Raw genomic sequence first — 18,985 nt, forward strand, 5'->3', positions numbered from 1 at the left:
ATCTCGGGACCTTGATCCACACCTTGGGGATGCACAGCGCATGACTGCGATTTCTCTCGGAATGCCGGCCGTTCCGACCAAGCTCGCCGACCGAAGGGTCAGCCGACAGATCCAGGTCGGCACGGTCGCGGTCGGCGGCGACGCGCCCGTCTCCGTGCAGTCGATGACGACGACACGCACGTCCGACATCGGCGCCACGCTCCAGCAGATCGCCGAGCTGACGGCGTCCGGCTGCCAGATCGTCCGCGTCGCGTGCCCGACGCAGGACGACGCCGACGCGCTCGCCACGATCGCCCGGAAGTCGCAGATCCCGGTGATCGCCGACATCCACTTCCAGCCGAAGTACGTCTTCGCCGCGATCGACGCCGGCTGCGCCGCGGTCCGGGTGAACCCGGGCAACATCAAGCAGTTCGACGACAAGGTCAAGGAGATCGCCAAGGCGGCCGCCGAGACCCGCACCCCGATCCGGATCGGCGTCAACGCCGGCTCCCTGGACGCGCGGCTCCTGAAGAAGTACGGCAAGGCCACCCCCGAGGCCCTCGTCGAGTCGGCCCTGTGGGAGGCGTCCCTCTTCGAGGAGCACGGCTTCGGCGACATCAAGATCTCGGTCAAGCACAACGACCCGGTCGTGATGGTCAACGCCTACCGCCAGCTCGCCGCCCAGAGCGACTACCCGCTGCACCTCGGCGTCACCGAGGCCGGACCGGCGTTCCAGGGCACCATCAAGTCGGCCGTCGCGTTCGGCGCGCTGCTCTCCGAGGGCATCGGCGACACCATCCGCGTCTCCCTCTCGGCCCCGCCGGCCGAGGAGGTCAAGGTCGGCCTCCAGATCCTTGAGGCGCTCAACCTCAAGCAGCGCCGCCTGGAGATCGTCTCCTGCCCGTCCTGCGGCCGCGCCCAGGTCGACGTCTACAAGCTCGCCGACCAGGTCAGCGCCGGCCTGGAGGGCATGGAGGTCCCGCTCCGCGTCGCCGTCATGGGCTGCGTCGTCAACGGCCCCGGCGAGGCCCGCGAGGCCGACCTCGGCGTCGCCTCCGGCAACGGCAAGGGCCAGATCTTCGTGAAGGGCGAGGTCATCAAGACCGTCCCCGAGTCGAAGATCGTCGAGACCCTCATCGAAGAGGCCCTGAAGATCGCCGAACAGATGGAGAAGGACGGCATCCCGTCCGGCGAGCCCGAGGTCTCCATCAGCTGACCCGCCCCCTCCCAGCTCACCGCCGCCCCGCCGGGCCCCGCGCCCGGTGGGGCGGCGGCGTGTCCGGGGACCGCCACCGCCCTGCCCGGAGACCGTCTTCCGGACTCGAGCGGCGTTCGACAGGCTCGTCGGTTAAAGTGCGGAAATCAGCAGACCGCATGGTGAGGCCCCCTCGTGTTGACGCAGACCACCACCCGGGTCCTCGAACCCAGCGACCTCCAAGCAGCACTCGCCATCCTGGAGAGCGAGCCCGTAACCAACGCCTTCGTGACGTCCCGCGTGCAGGTCGCGGGCCTGGACCCCTGGCGCCTCGGCGGCGAGATGTGGGGCTGGTACGCCGACGGGATGCTCCGCTCCCTGTGCTACTCCGGCGCCAACCTCGTCCCCATCTGCGCTGGCCCCGAGGCCGTCCGCGCCTTCGCCGACCGGGCCCGCAGGGCCGGCCGCCGCTGCTCCTCCATCGTCGGCCCCGCCGAATCCGCCACCCAGCTCTGGCGGCTCCTCGAACCCAGCTGGGGCCCCGCCCGCGAGGTCCGCGCCAACCAGCCCCTCATGGTCACCGAGAGCCTCTCCGCCGACGTCACCCCCGACCCCCTCGTCCGCCGCATCCGCAAGGACGAGACCGAGGTCCTGATGCCGGCCTGCGTGGCGATGTTCACCGAGGAGGTCGGCATCTCCCCGCTCGTCGGCGACGGCGGACTCCTCTACCAGGCCCGCGTCGCCGAACTCATCGGCACCGGCCGCTCCTTCGCCCGCATCGACGACGGCAAGGTCGTCTTCAAGGCCGAGATCGGCGCGGCCACCCCCCAGGCCTGCCAGATCCAGGGCGTCTGGGTCGCCCCCGAACACCGAGGCAAGGGCCTCTCCGAAACGGGCATGGCCGCCGTCCTGCGCTACGCACTCGCCGACGTCGCCCCCGTCGTCAGCCTGTACGTGAACGACTACAACACCCCCGCCCGCAAGGCCTACCGCCGTGTCGGCTTCCGCGAGGTCGGCGCGTTCATGAGCGTCCTGTTCTGAACCCTCACGCGCGCCCGCCCCGGGAACGGGCGGTTCTGACCGCCCGCCCCGGCCAGTAGGGTTCCCGCATGGCAGCAGCAGTCCCCCAAGAAGGCCCCGCGGCACCCGACGCCGAGATCGGCCCCCTCGACCTGGCCGCCCGCGTCGACGAAGCCCTGCGCGTCCAGGCGGCCGCCTTCGGACTGAGCCAGGACGAGATCGACGTACGCCGCCACATCGTCCTCAGGCACCTGGAACACCCCCACGCCCGCGCACTCGGCGCCACCACCCCCGACGGACGGCTCGTCGGCTTCGTCTACGGGCTGCCCAACGACCGCGCCCAGTGGTGGTCCACCGTCGTCGAGCCCTATCTGCGGGCCACCGGCTCCGACGGCTGGCTGGAGGACTCCTTCGTCATCACCGAACTCCACGTCCACCCGGACCACCAGCGGCGCGGCATCGGCCGCACCCTGATCACCGCCATCACCGACGCCGTCGGCCACCCCCGGTCGATCCTCTCGGCGATCGACAAGGACGGCCCGGCCCGCACCCTGTACCGCTCGCTGGGCTACCGCGATCTGGCCCGCCAGGTCGTCTTCCCGAGCGCCCAGCAGCCCTACGCGGTCATGGGCGCGTCCCTGCCGCTGCTGCGCGCGAGGCCCGGGGCCTGAATGGATTTCCGCCAGCCCGCACCGCCCGGCTAACCTCGGGCCCACCACCCTTGCGAGCAGGAGTTCATCATGGCCCAGGTCCAGCGCATGTCCCGATTGATGGTCAAGACACTGCGCGACGACCCGGCGGACGCCGAGACGCTCAGCCACAAGCTGCTGGTCCGCGCCGGGTACGTCCGCCGCAACGCGGCCGGCATCTGGTCCTGGCTGCCGCTCGGCAAGAAGGTCCTGGACAACATCTCGAACGTGGTCCGCGAGGAGATGGACGCCATCGGCGCGCAGGAAGTCCTGCTGCCCGCCCTGCTGCCCAAGGAGCCCTACGAGGCGTCCGGCCGCTGGGAGGAGTACGGCGACCTGCTCTTCCGCCTCAAGGACCGCAAGGGCGGCGACTACCTCCTCGGCCCCACCCACGAGGAGATCTTCACCCAGACCGTCAAGGACCAGTGCACGTCCTACAAGGACCTGCCGGTGATGCTCTACCAGATCCAGACGAAGTACCGCGACGAGGCCCGCCCCCGCTCCGGCGTGCTCCGCGGCCGCGAGTTCCAGATGAAGGACTCGTACAGCTTCGACACCACCGACGAGGGCCTCGCGCACTCCTACGCCCTGCACCGGGCCGCGTACATCAAGATCTTCGAGCGCCTGGGCCTCGACCACCGCATCGTCTCCGCCGTCTCCGGCGCGATGGGCGGCTCGGCCTCCGAGGAGTTCCTCGCCCCCGCCGCCGCCGGTGAGGACACCTTCGCCGACTGCCCCAACTGCGACTACGCCGCCAACACCGAGGCCGTGACCTTCGCCCTCGCCCCGGTCGACGGCTCGGCGCACGGCGCCATCGAGGAGCTGGACACCCCCGACACCCCGACCATCGAGACGCTCGCCGCGCACCTCGGCGTCCCCGCCTCCGCCACCCTGAAGAACCTGCTGGTCAAGGTGGACGGCGAGATCGTGGCCGTCGGCGTCCCCGGCCACCGCGAGGTCGACCTCGGCAAGCTCGGCGAGCACCTGGCCCCCGCCGTCGTCGAGCTGGTCACCGCCGAGGACTTCGTCGGCCGCGACGACCTCGTACGCGGCTACGTCGGCCCCCAGGGCCTGGAGAAGGTCCGCTACCTCGCCGACCCCCGCGTCGCCCCCGGCACCTCCTGGGTCACCGGCGCCAACCAGGACGGCAAGCACGCGAGGAACGTCGTCGCGGGCCGCGACTTCGAGGTCGACCAGTACCTCGACGCCGTCGTGGTCGAGGAGGGCGACCCCTGCCCCCAGTGCGGCACAGGCCTCACCCTGGACCGCGCCATCGAGATCGGCCACATCTTCCAGCTCGGCCGCAAGTACGCCGACACCTTCCAGCTCGACGTCCTCGGCCAGCAGGGCAAGCCCGTCCGGGTCACCATGGGCTCGTACGGCATCGGCGTCTCCCGCGCCGTGGCCGCCCTCACCGAGCAGACCGCCGACGACAAGGGCCTGTGCTGGCCCCGCGAGATCGCCCCGGCCGACGTCCACGTCGTCGCCGCCGGCAAGGCCCTCCAGACGGAGCTGGCCCTCGACGTCTCGGAGAAGCTCAACGCGGCGGGCCTGCGCGTCCTGGTCGACGACCGCCCCGGCGTCTCGCCCGGCGTGAAGTTCACCGACTCCGAGCTGATCGGCGTGCCCAAGATCCTGGTCGCGGGCCGCCGCTCCGCCGACGGCGTCCTGGAGCTCAAGGACCGCCGCACCGGCGAGCGCGAGGAGCTGACCGTCGACGAGGCGATCGCCCGCCTGACGGCCGACCTGGCCTGATCAGCGGCTGCGAAGGCCCCCGCGCGGGATCGCGCGGGGGCCCTCGCCGTACGTCACGCGGCTACAGCCAGCCCGCGAACTCCAGGTTGACCTCGCCCATCTGCCGCCGCCCCTCGGCCAGTGCGCGGGTGCCCGACTCGACCGCCCGGAACAGCGTCCAGCCGTGCAGCCGCGCCTGCTCCACCTCCAGCGACTCCGCGAGCCTCTTGACCCTTCGCCGGGCCGTCACCGGGCCGCCGGGCGAGGCGATCAGATCCTCCACCCGGTCCCGCACCAGCCGCGCCAGGTCGTAGGCGCGCTCGCCCACCAGCGGCTCCGGACCCACCGTGAGCCACGGCGCCCGCTCCCCGGAGAACACCTTGCTCTGCCGGAAGTTGCCGTGCAGCAGCAGGAGTTCGGGTGAGCCCTCGACCAGCTCCGCCCGCGCCGCGAGCGCCGCGTCCACCAGCGGCGCCAGCTCCGGATCGGCCTCGGCGGCCGCCCGCATCGCGGCGCTCTGCCGACCGGTCCGCCCGGCCACGCTCTCGAAGGCGTGCCCCGCCGGCGGCTCCACCCACAGCCGCCGCAACGTGCCCGCCGCCTCCAGCAGCGCCTTGGCCTCCGGCAGAGAGCGCAGCGACACCTCGTGGTGCAGCCGCTCCAGCAGCAGCGCACCGGACGCGTCGAGCTCCGGCGCGTCCAGCGGCTTCACCGCGCCCCACCCGTTCCAGTGCTCCAGCGCCGCCCGCTCAAGACCGGGACCGGCGACCGGCGGGGCGATCTTCAGCGCTGCCTGGGTCCCGTCGGCCCGCCGCACCAGAACCACCAGGGAGCTGCGCCCGCCGGGGGCGGCCACCCGCTCCACGGTGAGGCCGCCCCCGGCGGTGAGCGCCTGCTCGGTCAGCGCGGGAAGCGCGTCCAGCCAGTCGGCCGCCGCGGCGTCCCCGTACATCTCACCGAGCGCGCGCACCAGGCGCTGCGGCGGTTCGCAACCCATACGTCGTGTGTTCCCTTTCCGGTTCTACGCATCAGCGCGCGTTCTCCGTGATCAGCGCGCGCCGTCCGCGCCGGCGGCCTCCACCGGTCCCGTCGCGGCCGGATCCGCACCGGCGGCCCGCTCCGCGAGCCCCGGAAAGGCTACGTTGCCGCCCCGCCAACGGGCCGACCGCACCGCGGCCTCCCGCAGCGCGCCCGCGGCCTCCTCGCGGCGAGCGCCCTCGGTGGCCCGTACGAGATCGGCGTAGGCGCCCGCGATCCGGTCCTCCAGCACCGCGGCCAGCCGTACCGCCGACGAGGAGTCCGCGACGGCGAACGGCAGAGCGTACGCGGCGTCCGAGGCCACCGGCCTCCCGCCCAGGTCCCGTACGGTGCGGCCCAGGGCGTCCCGGCGGGCCCGGTGCCCGTCGTACGCCGCGCGGGCCGTGTCGCCCCGCTTCCCGTCGAGGCGGCCGCCCAGCAGCCCGTAGCCGTACACCGCGGCGTGCTCGGCGGCCAGGGCCGCCTGGACGGCGGTCAGCTCGGGGGAGTCGGCGTCCTCCTCGGACGGCCGGGCGGATCGGGTGCTCATGCGGCTGTCTCCTCGGCCAGTTCGGTCAGCAGATACGCGTGTGCCGCCGCGGCCGCCGCCACCGAGGCCAGCAGCCGGGCCAGCTCCGGCTCGACGTCCAGGAGGGCCTGCGCGTACGCGTCGGCCCGGCGCCGCTCGTCGGCGGCCAGCTCCCGCACCGCGGCCCTCGGGTCGGCGGACACCGGTCCTGGCGCGGCCGGAGGGGCGTCGGCCTTGGGGGAGCCCTTGGCGCGCGGCGGCGCCAGTGCCTTCCCGTGCTCCCGCACGGCGGCCCGCAGGGGCGCCAGGCCCGCGGCCGTCGCCGGATGCGCCTCGGCCACCAGGTCGTACCGGGCGAGCAGGAGGGCGCCGTCGCGCACCGCCTTCTCGCGCACGGTCCTCCCGGTCCTCGCGGCGGCGGCCCGCGCGCCGGAGTGCGCGGGCTCCCCGCCGTCCGCCGCCTCGTCGCCGCCCCCGCAGCCGGTCAGCACCGCACCCAGGGCGAGGGCTCCCGTAGCGGTGAGCGCCCCCCTGCGCGTCGTCCCCGTGCGCCGCACGTTTCTCCTTCGGGCCGGGACCGATCCTGACAGGATCTGTCCTGATGTGATCACCGCAGGCGAGCGTACCCGCGGCCGAGCGGCGGGCGGACGGCAACACCCCTGGCGACCGGATACCCTTTGACCTGACGCACGACGATCCCCACAACAGCACACGCGGCCGAGGAGTCACCCGGATGAGCACCACCCAGAGCGAGAGGCTGCGCGGGTTGCTGGAACCGCTCGTCAGCGCGCAGCAGCTGGACCTCGAGGAGATCGAGGTGTCCCGGGCCGGCCGCCGAGGAGTGCTCCGGATCATCGTGGACTCCGAGGAGGGCGTGGAGCTGGACGCCTGTGCGGAGCTGAGCCGCGCGATCTCCGAGAAGCTGGACGAGACCGACGCGATGGGCGAGGGCGAGTACGTCCTCGAAGTCAGCTCCCCCGGTGCGGACCGCCCGCTGACCGAGCACCGCCACTACGTACGCGCCATCGGCCGGCTGGCCAGGTTCCACCTGGCCGGCGACGGCTCCGGTGAGCTGGTCGCCCGCATCCTCGCCGTGGACGAGGACGGGCTCGACCTCGAAGTGCCCGGCGTCAAGGGCCGCAAGCCCACCGCCCGCCGCCTCGCCTTCGACGAGATCGCCAAGGCGCGCGTGGAGATCGAATTCAACCGCAAGGACAAGAAGGAAGAGGAGGCGTAGCCGTGGACATCGATGTGAAGCTTCTGAAGGGCTTGGCGCAGGACAAGGAGATCCCCTTCGACGTGCTCGTCGGGGCGATCGAGTCGGCCCTCCTCATCGCGTACCACCGCACCGACGGCAGCCATCGCCGGGCCCGCGTGGAGCTCGATGCGAACGGCCACGTCACGGTGTGGGCCAAGGAGGACCCGGCCGACCTCGAAGAGGGCCAGGAGCCCAAGGAGTTCGACGACACCCCGTCCGGCTTCGGGCGGATCGCCGCGACCACCGCCAAGCAGGTCATCCTGCAGCGGCTGCGCGACGCCGAGGACGACCGCACCTTCGGGGAGTACGCGGGCCACGAGGGCGATGTCGTCACGGGCGTCGTCCAGCAGGGCAAGGACCCCAAGAACGTCCTGGTCGACATCGGCAAGATGGAAGCCATGCTGCCGGTCCAGGAGCAGGTCCCGGGCGAGGAGTACGTGCACGGCCTGCGCCTTCGTACGTATGTCGTACGGGTCGCCAAGGGCGTCCGCGGTCCGTCGGTGACGCTCTCGCGCACCCACCCGAACCTGGTGAAGAAGCTCTTCGCGCTGGAGGTGCCGGAGATCGCGGACGGATCGGTGGTCATCGAGGCCATCGCCCGCGAGGCCGGCCACCGCACCAAGATCGCCGTGCGCTCCACCCGGGCCGGCCTGAACCCCAAGGGCGCCTGCATCGGCCCGATGGGCAGCCGTGTGCGTAATGTCATGGCCGAGCTGCACGGCGAGAAGATCGACATCGTGGACTGGGCCGACGACCCGGCCGAGATGGTCGCCAACGCCCTGTCGCCCGCCCGGGTGAGCAAGGTCGAGGTCGTCGACCTCGGCGCCCGCTCCGCCCGCGTCACCGTGCCGGACTACCAGCTGTCGCTGGCGATCGGCAAGGAGGGCCAGAACGCCCGCCTCGCCGCCCGCCTCACCGGCTGGCGCATCGACATCCGTCCGGACACCGAGACGGACGAGGAGCGCGAGAACGCCGACCGCGAGCGGGCCGACCGGGCCCGGGAGCGCTCGGAAAAGCGTTGACCCGGAGGGGCTCCAGGGAATAGATCTGGGCAGTACGCCGCTGAGATCACGACAACATCCGTTCGATTTTTGCCCCCAAGCGGCGAGGTCGGTACGGGGAGGTAGACTTAAACGTGTCTGGCCGGACGCAAGCTCGCGCTTGCCCCGAACGAACCTGTGTGGGATGCCGGGAGCGAGCGGCCAAGAGCGAGCTGCTGCGCATCGTGGTGGACGAGGGCGCCTGCGCCCCTGATCCACGCGGTACGCTGCCCGGCCGGGGTGCTTATGTGCACCCCGTCTCCGTCTGCCTCGACCTGGCGGTCCGCCGCCGGGCGTTCTCCCGGGCCTTCAGGGCCAAGGGGCCGTTCGACACCGCGGCACTGACGCGGTTCGTCGAGCGGGTTGCACCGTAAGAAAAGTGAACGGCACGGGTCCCCGTGCGGTCAGGTACCTCGCGAGTTGGAAGTAGGTCGAGATTGCGATGAGCAGCACTCGATGAGTACGCGATGAGTACGCCCATGAAGTAGCGACGGTCCGGCGGTAACCCGGACCTAAAAGGAGCGAAGTGGCTAAGGTCCGGGTATACGAACTCGCCAAGGAGTTCGGCGTCGAGAGCAAGGTCGTCATGGCCAAGCTCCAAGAACTCGGTGAATTCGTCCGTTCGGCGTCCTCGACGATCGAGGCGCCGGTTGTACGTAAGTTGACCGACGCACTGCAGGGACCCGGCGGCAACGCCGGCAAGTCCGCTGCCAAGCCCGGTGCGCCCCGCAAGGCGGCGCCCGTGAAGCCCGCAGCGCCCTCCCCGGCAGCTGCGGCACGTCCCGGGGCCCCGAAGCCCGGCGCACCGGCTCCCAAGCCGGCCGCCGAGGCCGAGACCCCCAGCAGCACCCCGGCGGCGCCCTCCGCGCCGTCGGCGGGACCCCGTCCGGGTCCGAAGCCCGCGCCGAAGGCGGCCCCGGTGACCCCGGTCCCGGCCGCCGAGTTCTCGGCTCCGGCTCCGGCTCAGCCGGCTGCCCCGCAGCAGCCCCAGGCCCCGCGTCCCGCGGGTGCCACCCCCGGCCCCCGTCCCGCACCCGCCCGTCCGGCTCCGGCCGGCGGTCAGCGTGACGGCGGCCAGCGCGACGGCGGCCGTGACGGTGGCCAGCGCGACGGCGGCCGTGGTGGCGAGCGTGGCGGAGACCGCCCCGCACGTCCCGCGGGCCAGGGCGCCCCGCGCCCCGGCGGCACCCGTCCGGCCGGTCCCCGTCCGGGCAACAACCCCTTCACCTCCGGCGGTTCCACCGGCATGGCGCGCCCCGGCGCGCCCCGTCCGGGTGGCGCCCCGCGCCCCGGTGGCGGCTCGGAGCGCCCCGGCGCCCCGCGTCCCCAGGGCAGTGGCCCCGGCGGCGCCCCGCGCCCCCAGGGCGGTCAGGGTCAGGGCGGTGCCCGTCCCTCTCCGGGCGGCATGCCCCGCCCGCAGGCTCCGCGTCCCGGCGGCGGCCCCGCCGGTAACCGCCCGAACCCGGGCATGATGCCGCAGCGTCCCGCAGCGGGCCCGCGTCCCGGCGGTGGCCCCGGCGGTGGCCGTGGTCCCGGCGGCGGTGGCGGTCGTCCCGGCGGTGCCGGTGGCGGCGGCGGTCGTCCCGGTGGCGGCGGCGGCTTCGCCGGTCGTCCCGGCGGCGGCGGTGGCGGCGGCTTCGCCGGCCGTCCGGCCGGTCCCGGTGGCGGCGGCGGTGCCGGTCGTCCCGGTGGCGGCGGCGGCTTCGGCGGTCGTCCCGGCTTCGGTGGCCGTCCCGGTGGCCCCGGTGCCCGCGGTGGCACACAGGGTGCGTTCGGCCGTCCCGGCGGTCCGGCGCGTCGTGGCCGTAAGTCGAAGCGGCAGAGGCGCCAGGAGTACGAGGCCATGCAGGCCCCGTCGGTCGGCGGCGTCATGCTGCCTCGCGGCAACGGACAGCCCGTCCGGCTGTCGCGCGGCGCCTCGCTCACCGACTTCGCGGAGAAGATCAACGCCAACCCGGCGTCGCTCGTCGCCGTGATGATGAACCTCGGCGAGATGGTCACCGCCACGCAGTCCGTTTCCGACGAGACGCTCCGGCTTCTCGCCGAGGAGATGAACTACGTCCTGGAGATCGTCAGCCCCGAGGAGGAGGACCGCGAGCTGCTCGAGTCCTTCGACATCGAGTTCGGCGAGGACGAGGGCGGCGAAGAGGCTCTGGTCTCGCGTCCGCCGGTCGTGACCGTCATGGGTCACGTCGACCACGGCAAGACCCGACTGCTGGACGCGATCCGCAAGACGAACGTCGTCGCGGGCGAGGCCGGCGGCATCACGCAGCACATCGGTGCGTACCAGGTCTCCTCCGAGGTCAACGGCGAGGACCGCAAGATCACCTTCATCGACACCCCGGGTCACGAGGCGTTCACCGCCATGCGTGCTCGTGGTGCGAAGTCGACCGACATCGCGATCCTCGTGGTGGCGGCCAACGACGGTGTGATGCCCCAGACGATCGAGGCGCTGAACCACGCCAAGGCGGCCGAGGTGCCGATCGTGGTCGCGGTCAACAAGATCGACGTCGAGGGCGCCGACCCGACCAAGGTGCGCGGTCAGCTCACCGAGTTCGGTCTGGTGGCCGAGGAGTACGGCGGCGACACCATGTTCGTCGACATCTCCGCCAAGCAGGGCCTCAACATCGAGGCGCTCCTGGAGGCCGTCGTCCTCACCGCCGACGCCTCGCTCGACCTGCGGGCCAACCCGGAGCAGGACGCGCAGGGTATTGCGATCGAGTCCCACCTCGACCGCGGTCGCGGTGCCGTCTCGACCGTCCTGGTCCAGCGCGGAACGCTGCGCATCGGTGACACGGTGGTCGTGGGCGACGCCTACGGCCGAGTCCGCGCCATGCTCGACGACAGCGGTCAGAACGTCCAGGAAGCGGGTCCCTCGACCCCCGTCCTGGTGCTCGGTCTCACCAACGTCCCGGGCGCCGGCGACAACCTCCTGGTGGTCGACGAGGACCGTACGGCCCGTCAGATCGCCGAGAAGCGTGCCGCCCGTGAGCGCAACGCCAACTTCGCCCGCAAGGGCGTCCGGTTCTCCCTGGAGAACCTGGACGAGGCGCTCAAGGCCGGTCTGGTCCAGGAACTCAACCTCATCATCAAGGGCGACGCGTCCGGTTCGGTGGAGGCTCTCGAGTCCTCGCTGCTCCAGCTCGACGTCGGCGAAGAGGTCGACATCCGGATCCTGCACCGCGGTGTGGGTGCGGTCACCGAGTCGGACATCAACCTGGCGACCGGCTCCGACGCCATCGTGATCGGCTTCAACGTGCGCGCCGCAGGGCGTGCCGAGCAGATGGCCGAGCGCGAAGGCGTGGACGTCCGGTACTACTCGGTCATCTACCAGGCGATCGAAGAGATCGAAGCGGCCCTCAAGGGTCTGCTCAAGCCGGAGTACGAAGAGGTCGAGCTCGGCACGGCGGAGATCCGCGAGATCTTCCGCTCGTCCAAGCTGGGCAACATCGCCGGTGTGCTGGTCCGCTCCGGCGAGGTCAAGCGCAACACCAAGGCGCGCCTGCTGCGCGATGGCAAGGTCATCGCGGAGAGCCTCAACATCTCCGGTCTGCGCCGCTTCAAGGACGACGTCACCGAGATCCGCGAAGGCTTCGAGGGCGGTATCAACCTCGGAAACTTCAACGACATCAAGATCGACGACGTCATCGCGACGTACGAGATGCGCGAGAAGCCGCGAGGCTGATCACCTCTCGGGTCCGCGAGGATCCGCAGGGACGCGGAAGGGGTCCGGGAGTTCGCTCCCGGCCCCCCTCCACCAAGGTCGGGGCCGGTCGACGGGTCGTATTTCCGTCGATCGGCTCCGGCCGTTCCGGTACGGTTCTGATGTCCCCGGCAAGCTCTGGCGGGGCACGAACCCGAACCGGCGGGACATCCGGACACACATGTATGTGGGGACCCTGTCCTTCGATCTGCTCCTCGGCGACGTACGGTCGTTGAAGGAGAAGCGTTCCGTCGTCCGCCCGATCGTCGCCGAGCTCCAGCGCAAGTACGCGGTGAGCGTGGCCGAGACCGGCGGACAGAATCTCCACCGCAGGGCCGAGATCGGCCTTGCCGTGGTCTCCGGTGACACCGGACACCTCACGGACGTGCTGGACCGCTGCGAAAGGCTGGTCGCGGGACGCCCCGAGGTGGAGCTGCTGTCGGTGAGACGGCGGCTGCACAGTGACGAAGACTGACAGTCGAGCGAAATCAGAAGGAAGAGTGACGGACCGGTGACCGACAACGCGCGGGCCCGCAAGCTGGCCGATCGCATCCAGGTCGTGGTCGCGGAGACCCTGGACCGGCGAATCAAGGATCCGCGGCTGGGATTCGTGACGATCACGGACGCCCGGGTCACCGGCGACCTGCGGGAGGCCACGGTCTTCTACACGGTCTACGGCGACGACGAGGAGCGCGCGGCCTCCGCCGCCGCGCTGGAGAGCGCCAAGGGCGTCCTCCGTACCGAGGTCGGCCGGCAGACCGGGGTCAGGTTCACGCCGAGCCTGGCCTTCGTCCCGGACGCCCTCCCGGACAACGCCCGCACCATCGAGGACCTCCTCGACAAGGCGCGGGCCAAGGACGCGGAGGTGCGCCAGGTGTCCACGGGCGCGAATTACGCCGGCGACGCCGACCCGTACCGCAAGCCCGAGGACGAGGACGACGAGACCGAGAGCGGGACCGACGGATCCTCCGAGAAGAACGAGGGCCCGGCCTCCGCATGACCGAGCAGACCACCACGCCGGACGGCCTTGTCATCGTCGACAAGCCGTCCGGCTTCACTTCGCACGACGTCGTCGCCAAGATGCGCGGCATCGCCCGCACCCGGCGGGTCGGCCACGCGGGCACGCTGGACCCGATGGCGACCGGAGTCCTCGTGCTCGGGGTCCAGCGGGCCACCAAGCTGCTGGGCCACCTCGCCCTGACCGAGAAGGAGTACCTCGGTACGATCCGGCTCGGCCAGGACACCGTCACCGACGACGCCGAGGGCGAGATCACCTCGTCCACCGACGCCTCCGGCGTGCGCCGCGAGGCCATCGACGCCGGGGTGGCCGCACTCACCGGCCGGATCATGCAGGTCCCGTCCAAGGTCAGCGCCATCAAGATCGACGGCAAGCGGTCCTACGCACGGGTGCGCGGCGGCGAGGAGTTCGAGATCCCGGCACGCCCGGTGACCGTCTCCTCCTTCCGCGTCTACGACGTCCGTGAGGCCGTCGCCGAGGACGGCACCCCCGTCCTCGACCTGGTCGTCTCCGTCGTCTGCTCCTCGGGGACCTACATCCGCGCCATCGCCCGCGACCTCGGCGCCGGACTCGGCGTCGGCGGGCACCTGACCGCGCTGCGCCGTACCCGGGTCGGTCCGTACGGACTGGACGCGGCCCGGACGCTCGACCAGCATCAGGAGGAGCTGACCGTGATGCCGGTCGCCGAGGCGGCGGCCTCCGCGTTCTCCCGCTGGGACGTGGACGAGAAGCGCGCCAAGCTGCTCCTCAACGGCGTACGGCTGGACATGCCCGCCCATCCGCCGGGGCCGGTCGCGGTCTTCGGGCCCGACGGCGCGTTCCTCGTGCTCGTCGAGGAGGAGAAGGGCAAGGCCAAGAGCCTTGCCGTCTTCGCCTGAGCCGCACCCTGTGCTTGGCGCACCCCGCGTCCGGCCGCACCCCGCGTCCGGGTCGCCCCGTGCTTCTGCGGGTCATGCGTGGAGCGGGCACCCACCCCCCCAACCCGGTGCCCGCTCCACGTTCCCCTCCCCGGCACCATTCCTGCTCTCCGAGGGACACGCTTATTCACCCCATTGGACGGGCGCTCGGAGTGAATCCCGGGGGCGTGGGGGGCGCTTTCCCCGTCCGCGCGCTCCAGGAGATCACCGGCGGCCTAACGTCGCACCATGGGCAGTGGGGACCGGTCGAAACTGGTAAGAATCTGTGATCAGGCCGGCCGGCCGCGAGGGACGGGATTCGTCGCGGACGACCGCGGCACGGTCGTCACCGCCCATCAGGCAGTGACCTCCCCGGGCCCGCTCCTCCTCCACGGCACCGACGGCCGCACCTGCACCGTCGCCCCCGATGCCATCACCGCCCTGCCCGCCCTGGGCCTCGCCCTCCTGCGCACCGGCGGCCCCGAGGCCCTCGACGCGGAACCCCTGCCCATCGCCGGACGCGACCGCGCCGAGCCCGGCGGCTACGTGGACATCGCCGCCCACGGACGGCGCGAGGCCCGGGTGCTCGGCACCACCCCCGCCACCTACACCGCGCCGGACGGCATCGGCCACCCGGTCCCGGCCGCCCTGGAGCTCGCTCTGGGCACCGACGGCCGCGATGCCCTGCGCTCCGGGGGCGCGGCCATCGGCGGGCCCGTCACCGACCCGGCCACCGGCGCCGTCGTCGGCATCCTCTGCACCGCCCTGACCGCCCCGCACGAGGCGGCCGGCCTGGCCCTCCCGATCACCCGGGACGGGGCGCTGGACGCCCTGCTGCGCCGCAACGCCACCGCCGCCCCCGCCTACGGCCCCGATCTCAACCTCGCCGGGGCCCTCCAGCTCACCGCCACCTCCGTCGGCTCGGCGGACGGCCCGCGAGCCCGCACCGCCCCCGTCGAGCGCGCCGACGTCCACGCCGAGCTCGCCGCCTTCGCCGCGGGTACGGGCCTGGTCCTCGGCCTCGTCGGAGCGCCCGGCACCGGCCGCACCACCGAGCTGGCCGCCCTCGCCGCCCGCCGCGCAGACGGCGGCTCGCCCGCCCCCACGCTCTGGCTGCGCGGCGCGGACCTGCTGGCCGAGGACACCTCGATCGCGGACGCCGCGAGCCGGGCCCTCGTCCGCGCCGCCCGGATCGTCGCCGCGGCGGGCGCCCGCGGCGACATGAGCACGGCCACCCCGGAGCGCGTCGCCCGGCTCGCCGCCGACGCCGGGCAGCCGCTCCTGGTGGTCCTCGACGGCCCCGAGGAGATGGAGCCGCTGCTGGCCCACCGGCTCGCCGGCTGGACGGCGGACACCGCCGCCTGGCTGCGCGAGCAGGGCGTCCGGCTCGTCGTGGCCTGCCGCCCCGAGCACTGGGAGACCGCCGGCGCCCTCTACCCTCCAGGCGCCCTGCACCGTCCGGACCGCCCCGCCCGCAGGCTGCCGCCCGCCCTGCGCCTGGGCGACCTCACCCCCGAGCAGGCCGAGCGGGCCAAGGAGGCCTACGGCATCCCGCCCGCCGCCCTCGCCCCCGGCCACGACCGGCACCCGCTCACCCTGCGACTCCTCGCCGAGGTCCGCGCCGCGCTGCCGCCAGGGGTGCCGGGCCGCCCCGACACCGAGGACGTCTTCGGCGCCCATCTCGACCTGCTGTGCGTGCGCGTCGCGGTCCGGATCGCGGCCGCCGCCGACGAACAGCCCCGCGGCGCCGCCGTGCGCCGCCTCGCCGCGCGCGTGGCGGGCCAGGTCCACGAGGCGGCCCGCCGCTGTCTGGGGCCCGGCCAGGGCGAGCTGGACCGGACGGCGTTCGAGGAGATCTTCCCCTGGCGCACCGGCTGGGCCTCCGCCGTCCTGACCGAGGGCCTCCTGGTCCCCGCCGGTGCGGGCTACCGCTTCGCCCACGAGGAGCTCGGCGACTGGGTGCAGGGCGCCCACCTCGACCTGGACGCGGCCCTGCGCTCCCTGGTGCACCGCTGGCACCGGGGGAGCGGCGGGCCGGACCGGGTGCCGCACCCCCGCACCGCCGGCGAGCCCCGCAGCCTGCCCGTGCCCCGGCACCGCATCGGACCGGTGATCCAGGCGATGGTGCTCCTCGGCCGCCGTCAGGGCACCGCCGCGCTCGCGCACCGGATGGCCGACCTGATCGAGGCGCTGGACCGGCTGTGGACCGACACGGGCCCGCGCGACGAGGACGCCGCCTGGTGGGCGGCCCACCTGCTGAACGGCAGCCTGCTGCGCGTGCCCGACGCCCGCCCCTATCTCGGCGTCCTGCGGGTCCTCGCCGGACGCATCCCCCGCCGCTCCGCCGCCCCCGAAGGCCCCGGGGACCTCGGGGCGTACGGGGAGTTCGGGCCCTGGTTCTGGCGGCGGCTGAGGCTGCCCGAGGAGGACCGGATCGATCTGCTCCGCCGCCTCGTGCCCGCCGACGGGCTGCCCCGCACCGACGGCGACGAACGCTATCTGGACGCGGTCGCCCGCCGCCTCGCCCTGGACGCCCCGACCGTGCAGCCGCTGCTGTGCCGCTGGTTCACCGACGAACGCCCCCTGCTCGTGGGCCCCGACGCGCCGGACGTCCCGCCGCGCCCCACGGTCGCCGCCGCCGCGCAGGCCCTGCTGTACGCCCGCCGCGCCCTCGCCCCCGACGAACTGACCGACGCGCTGATCGCCACCCCGCACCAGCGGGCCGGGGAGCTGCTGCTGGCCCTGGCCGAGGACGAGCCCACCGTGCTCTGCCGGGCCGTGGAGCGCTGGGCCCGCGACGAGGACCGCCCGGCCCGCCGCTCCGCCGCCGCCCGCTACGGCGGACTCCTCCAGCAGCGGGTCACCTCCGAGGGCGACCGGGCCCTGCTGCGCTCCGCCGCCCTCGTGCTGCTGGACCGCCCCGAGGACGCCGCCCTGCACGCCGCCGCCCTCACGCTCCTCGTCCGCGACCCGGTGGCCAGGAGAACCCACCTCCCAGGGGCGCTGCGCGCGTTCGCCGCCGGAGACCCCCGGCTGCCCGTCGAGCTGCTCGCCGAGGTGTTCCCGGACCACCAGGAGCCGGTCCTCGCCGCCCTCCGCGCCCGCCTCGCCCGCCCCGGGGACGGCGGGGGAGCGGTGCTGCGGGCGCTGGCCGGGCTCGACACGCCCGCGCTCGCGCTGCACGTCGCCGGACTCGTACGGGAGTACGTTGACGCCCACCCCGAGGACGGCACGCACGCAGCCGAGTACGTCGACCTCCGCCTGGAGCACGGTCCGGCCGCCCGGGCCCTCCTCCTGCCCCTGGTGACCGGGCTGCTGCGGGACCGCCCCGCACCGCCGCCGGTCCGGGCCGCGCTCGCCCGGGTCCTCGCCGGGGCCGGAAGCGCCGAGTCCCGGCCGCTGCGGGCGGAGCTGCTGGAGGTCCTGCTGGAGTTCGAGCAGGTCACCGGCCGGGACCCGGACGTGCTGGACGCCCTGCTCCGGGCCGCCGCCGAGGGCTCGCAGCGCCGCCCGGAGATCCGTACGCGCGCACTCGTCCACCGCACCGGGATGCTGTTGGTCCGCACCCCCGAGGGCGCCGCCCGCTTCGACCGGGGGCTGGTCGAGCTCGCCCGCGACGTGCCCGGATTCGCCGCACTCGTCACCCGCTGGCTGGCCGACGCCCCGCAGGAGTGGGCGGCGGTCGTGGGGCCGAGCGCCCGGCGCACGGTCGAGGCGTTGGAGACCTCACGCCCGTCGATGCCGATGCCGATGCAGGCCGCGGGTCGTGCGCATGGCAGTCTTAGACCTGCGTAATCGACATACACACGTACACAGGTTCGGGCGAGGAGCGGTCACAGTGCAGCGCTGGCGTGGCTTGGAGGACATCCCCCAGGACTGGGGGCGCAGCGTCGTCACCATCGGCTCCTACGACGGCGTGCACCGCGGACACCAGTTGATCATCGGCCGGGCCGTCGAGCGCGCCCGTGAGCTGGGCGTCCCGTCCGTCGTCGTCACCTTCGACCCGCACCCCAGCGAGGTCGTCCGCCCCGGCAGCCACCCGCCGCTGCTCGCCCCGCACCACCGCCGCGCCGAGCTGATGGCCGAGCTGGGCGTGGACGCCCTGCTGATCCTGCCGTTCACCGCCGAGTTCTCCAAGCTGTCGCCCGCCGACTTCATCGCGAAGGTCCTCGTCGACCGGCTGCACGCCAAGGCCGTCATCGAGGGCCCCAACTTCCGCTTCGGCCACAAGGCCGCGGGGAACGTCGCGCTCCTGACCGAGCTGGGCGCCACCTACGACTACACCGTCGAGGTCATCGACCTGTACGTCACGGGCGAGGCGGGCGACGGACAGCCGTTCTCCTCCACGCTCACCCGGCGGCTGATCGCCGAGGGCGACGTCGCCGGGGCCGCCGAGATCCTCGGCCGCCCGCACCGGGTCGAGGGCATCGTGGTGCGCGGCGCGCAGCGCGGCCGGGAGCTGGGCTTCCCGACGGCCAACGTCGAGACCCTCCCGCACACGGCGATCCCCGCCGACGGCGTGTACGCCGGCTGGCTGGAGGTGGACGGGGAGTCGATGCCCGCCGCGATCTCGGTCGGCACGAACCCGCAGTTCGACGGCACGGAGCGGACCGTCGAGGCGTACGCCATCGGCCGCGTCGACCTGGACCTGTACGGGCTGCACGTGGCCGTCGACTTCCTCGCGTACGTCCGGGGCATGCTGAAGTTCGCCTCGATCGACGACCTCCTGGTCGCCATGGCCGCCGACGTGAAGCGCGCCGGCGAGCTGACCGCCGCGTACGACGGCACCCACTGACGTTGGGGCCTGTCGTCACCTTCCCGTCTGCCGGGCGTCGCCCGGCCGCGCTTCGGGCGACGACGGGAAGGTGACGACAGGCCCCACCCCCACCGTGCGCTCTGCCCGCAGA

The 18,985-nt window shown here is 73.3% G+C and carries 16 protein-coding genes; 13 read left to right on the forward strand and 3 right to left on the reverse strand.

Translation table 11 applies throughout. The annotated features are described in order from the left end of the window. Positions 1-40: 40 nt before the first annotated feature. From ispG to AC3CH1_RS20930, 4 genes are all read left to right on the forward strand, one after another. On the forward strand, positions 41-1,195 hold the full coding sequence (gene ispG, locus AC3CH1_RS20915) for a flavodoxin-dependent (E)-4-hydroxy-3-methylbut-2-enyl-diphosphate synthase (protein ID WP_488464295.1): 1,155 nt from the start codon (positions 41-43) through the stop codon (positions 1,193-1,195). Positions 1,196-1,369: 174 nt separating this feature from the next. Beyond that, a complete protein-coding gene (locus AC3CH1_RS20920; RefSeq protein ID WP_488464296.1) occupies positions 1,370-2,215 on the forward strand; it encodes a GNAT family N-acetyltransferase in 846 nt (281 codons plus the stop codon). Between the two features lie 68 nt (positions 2,216-2,283). Next, the gene (locus tag AC3CH1_RS20925) at positions 2,284-2,865 is read left to right on the forward strand and encodes a GNAT family N-acetyltransferase (protein WP_488464297.1); all 582 of its coding nucleotides are present in this window, start codon (positions 2,284-2,286) and stop codon (positions 2,863-2,865) included. Positions 2,866-2,934: 69 nt separating this feature from the next. Beyond that, positions 2,935-4,638 (forward strand): proline--tRNA ligase, encoded by a 1,704-nt coding sequence (locus AC3CH1_RS20930; RefSeq protein WP_488464298.1) that lies wholly within the window; start codon positions 2,935-2,937, stop codon positions 4,636-4,638. A 61-nt stretch (positions 4,639-4,699) separates the two neighbouring features. Here the strand turns inward: AC3CH1_RS20930 and AC3CH1_RS20935 are convergent, their stop codons facing one another. Genes AC3CH1_RS20935 through AC3CH1_RS20945 form a run of 3 tightly spaced genes read right to left on the reverse strand, consistent with a single transcriptional unit; the run spans position 4,700 to position 6,720 of the window. Then, positions 4,700-5,614 carry an aminoglycoside phosphotransferase family protein gene (locus tag AC3CH1_RS20935; protein WP_488464299.1) on the reverse strand — a complete coding sequence of 305 codons (915 nt, stop codon included), beginning with the start codon at positions 5,612-5,614 and terminating at the stop codon, positions 4,700-4,702. 51 nt (positions 5,615-5,665) lie between these two features. After that, positions 5,666-6,184 carry a ferritin-like domain-containing protein gene (locus tag AC3CH1_RS20940; RefSeq protein ID WP_488464300.1) on the reverse strand — a complete coding sequence of 173 codons (519 nt, stop codon included), beginning with the start codon at positions 6,182-6,184 and terminating at the stop codon, positions 5,666-5,668. Next, positions 6,181-6,720, reverse strand: coding sequence for a hypothetical protein (locus AC3CH1_RS20945; RefSeq protein ID WP_488464301.1), 540 nt, complete (start codon positions 6,718-6,720; stop codon positions 6,181-6,183). Before AC3CH1_RS20945 ends, AC3CH1_RS20940 begins: the two co-directional genes overlap by 4 nt. 176 nt (positions 6,721-6,896) lie before the next feature. Here AC3CH1_RS20945 and rimP point away from each other — a divergent pair, with 176 nt between their 5' ends. The 9 genes from rimP (at position 6,897) to AC3CH1_RS20990 (ending at position 18,873) form a co-directional block, all read left to right on the forward strand. Further along, entirely contained in the window at positions 6,897-7,400 is a 504-nt protein-coding gene (gene rimP / locus AC3CH1_RS20950) for a ribosome maturation factor RimP (protein ID WP_215107249.1), read from the forward strand. Positions 7,401-7,402: 2 nt separating this feature from the next. Beyond that, positions 7,403-8,443, forward strand: a complete 1,041-nt coding sequence (gene nusA / locus AC3CH1_RS20955; RefSeq protein ID WP_488464302.1) for a transcription termination factor NusA — start codon at positions 7,403-7,405, stop codon at positions 8,441-8,443. Positions 8,444-8,556: 113 nt separating this feature from the next. Continuing rightward, positions 8,557-8,835: a YlxR family protein gene (locus AC3CH1_RS20960; protein WP_488464303.1), complete on the forward strand. Its 279-nt coding sequence runs from the start codon at positions 8,557-8,559 to the stop codon at positions 8,833-8,835. 152 nt (positions 8,836-8,987) lie between these two features. Continuing rightward, the gene (infB, locus tag AC3CH1_RS20965) at positions 8,988-12,146 is read left to right on the forward strand and encodes a translation initiation factor IF-2 (RefSeq protein WP_488464304.1); all 3,159 of its coding nucleotides are present in this window, start codon (positions 8,988-8,990) and stop codon (positions 12,144-12,146) included. A gap of 199 nt (positions 12,147-12,345) precedes the next feature. Beyond that, complete coding sequence (locus AC3CH1_RS20970; protein WP_030085244.1) at positions 12,346-12,639, forward strand: DUF503 domain-containing protein; 294 nt, start codon at positions 12,346-12,348, stop codon at positions 12,637-12,639. Positions 12,640-12,675: 36 nt separating this feature from the next. Continuing rightward, positions 12,676-13,164 (forward strand): 30S ribosome-binding factor RbfA, encoded by a 489-nt coding sequence (gene rbfA / locus AC3CH1_RS20975; protein ID WP_488464305.1) that lies wholly within the window; start codon positions 12,676-12,678, stop codon positions 13,162-13,164. Next, positions 13,161-14,060, forward strand: a complete 900-nt coding sequence (gene truB / locus AC3CH1_RS20980) for a tRNA pseudouridine(55) synthase TruB (protein ID WP_488464306.1) — start codon at positions 13,161-13,163, stop codon at positions 14,058-14,060. The genes rbfA and truB overlap by 4 nt, the downstream gene beginning before the upstream one ends. Before the next feature lie 267 nt (positions 14,061-14,327). Further along, positions 14,328-17,873: a trypsin-like peptidase domain-containing protein gene (locus AC3CH1_RS20985; RefSeq protein WP_488464307.1), complete on the forward strand. Its 3,546-nt coding sequence runs from the start codon at positions 14,328-14,330 to the stop codon at positions 17,871-17,873. Between the two features lie 43 nt (positions 17,874-17,916). Continuing rightward, positions 17,917-18,873, forward strand: a complete 957-nt coding sequence (locus tag AC3CH1_RS20990) for a bifunctional riboflavin kinase/FAD synthetase (protein ID WP_488464308.1) — start codon at positions 17,917-17,919, stop codon at positions 18,871-18,873. The last annotated feature ends 112 nt before the right edge of the window (positions 18,874-18,985 follow it).

The organism is Streptomyces sp. MGP-P1 (assembly GCF_057766565.1).

Bases quoted from the DNA above. Each gene is read 5' to 3' on its own strand.
- AC3CH1_RS20970 (WP_030085244.1), top strand. From the start codon at position 12,346: ATGTATGTGGGGACCCTGTCCTTCGATCTGCTCCTCGGCGACGTACGG.
- ispG (WP_488464295.1), top strand. From the start codon at position 41: ATGACTGCGATTTCTCTCGGAATGCCGGCCGTTCCGACCAAGCTCGCC.
- AC3CH1_RS20935 (WP_488464299.1), bottom strand. From the start codon at position 5,614: ATGGGTTGCGAACCGCCGCAGCGCCTGGTGCGCGCGCTCGGTGAGATG.
- AC3CH1_RS20985 (WP_488464307.1), top strand. From the start codon at position 14,328: ATGGGCAGTGGGGACCGGTCGAAACTGGTAAGAATCTGTGATCAGGCC.
- AC3CH1_RS20925 (WP_488464297.1), top strand. From the start codon at position 2,284: ATGGCAGCAGCAGTCCCCCAAGAAGGCCCCGCGGCACCCGACGCCGAG.
- truB (WP_488464306.1), top strand. From the start codon at position 13,161: ATGACCGAGCAGACCACCACGCCGGACGGCCTTGTCATCGTCGACAAG.
- AC3CH1_RS20930 (WP_488464298.1), top strand. From the start codon at position 2,935: ATGGCCCAGGTCCAGCGCATGTCCCGATTGATGGTCAAGACACTGCGC.
- rimP (WP_215107249.1), top strand. From the start codon at position 6,897: ATGAGCACCACCCAGAGCGAGAGGCTGCGCGGGTTGCTGGAACCGCTC.
- AC3CH1_RS20940 (WP_488464300.1), bottom strand. From the start codon at position 6,184: ATGAGCACCCGATCCGCCCGGCCGTCCGAGGAGGACGCCGACTCCCCC.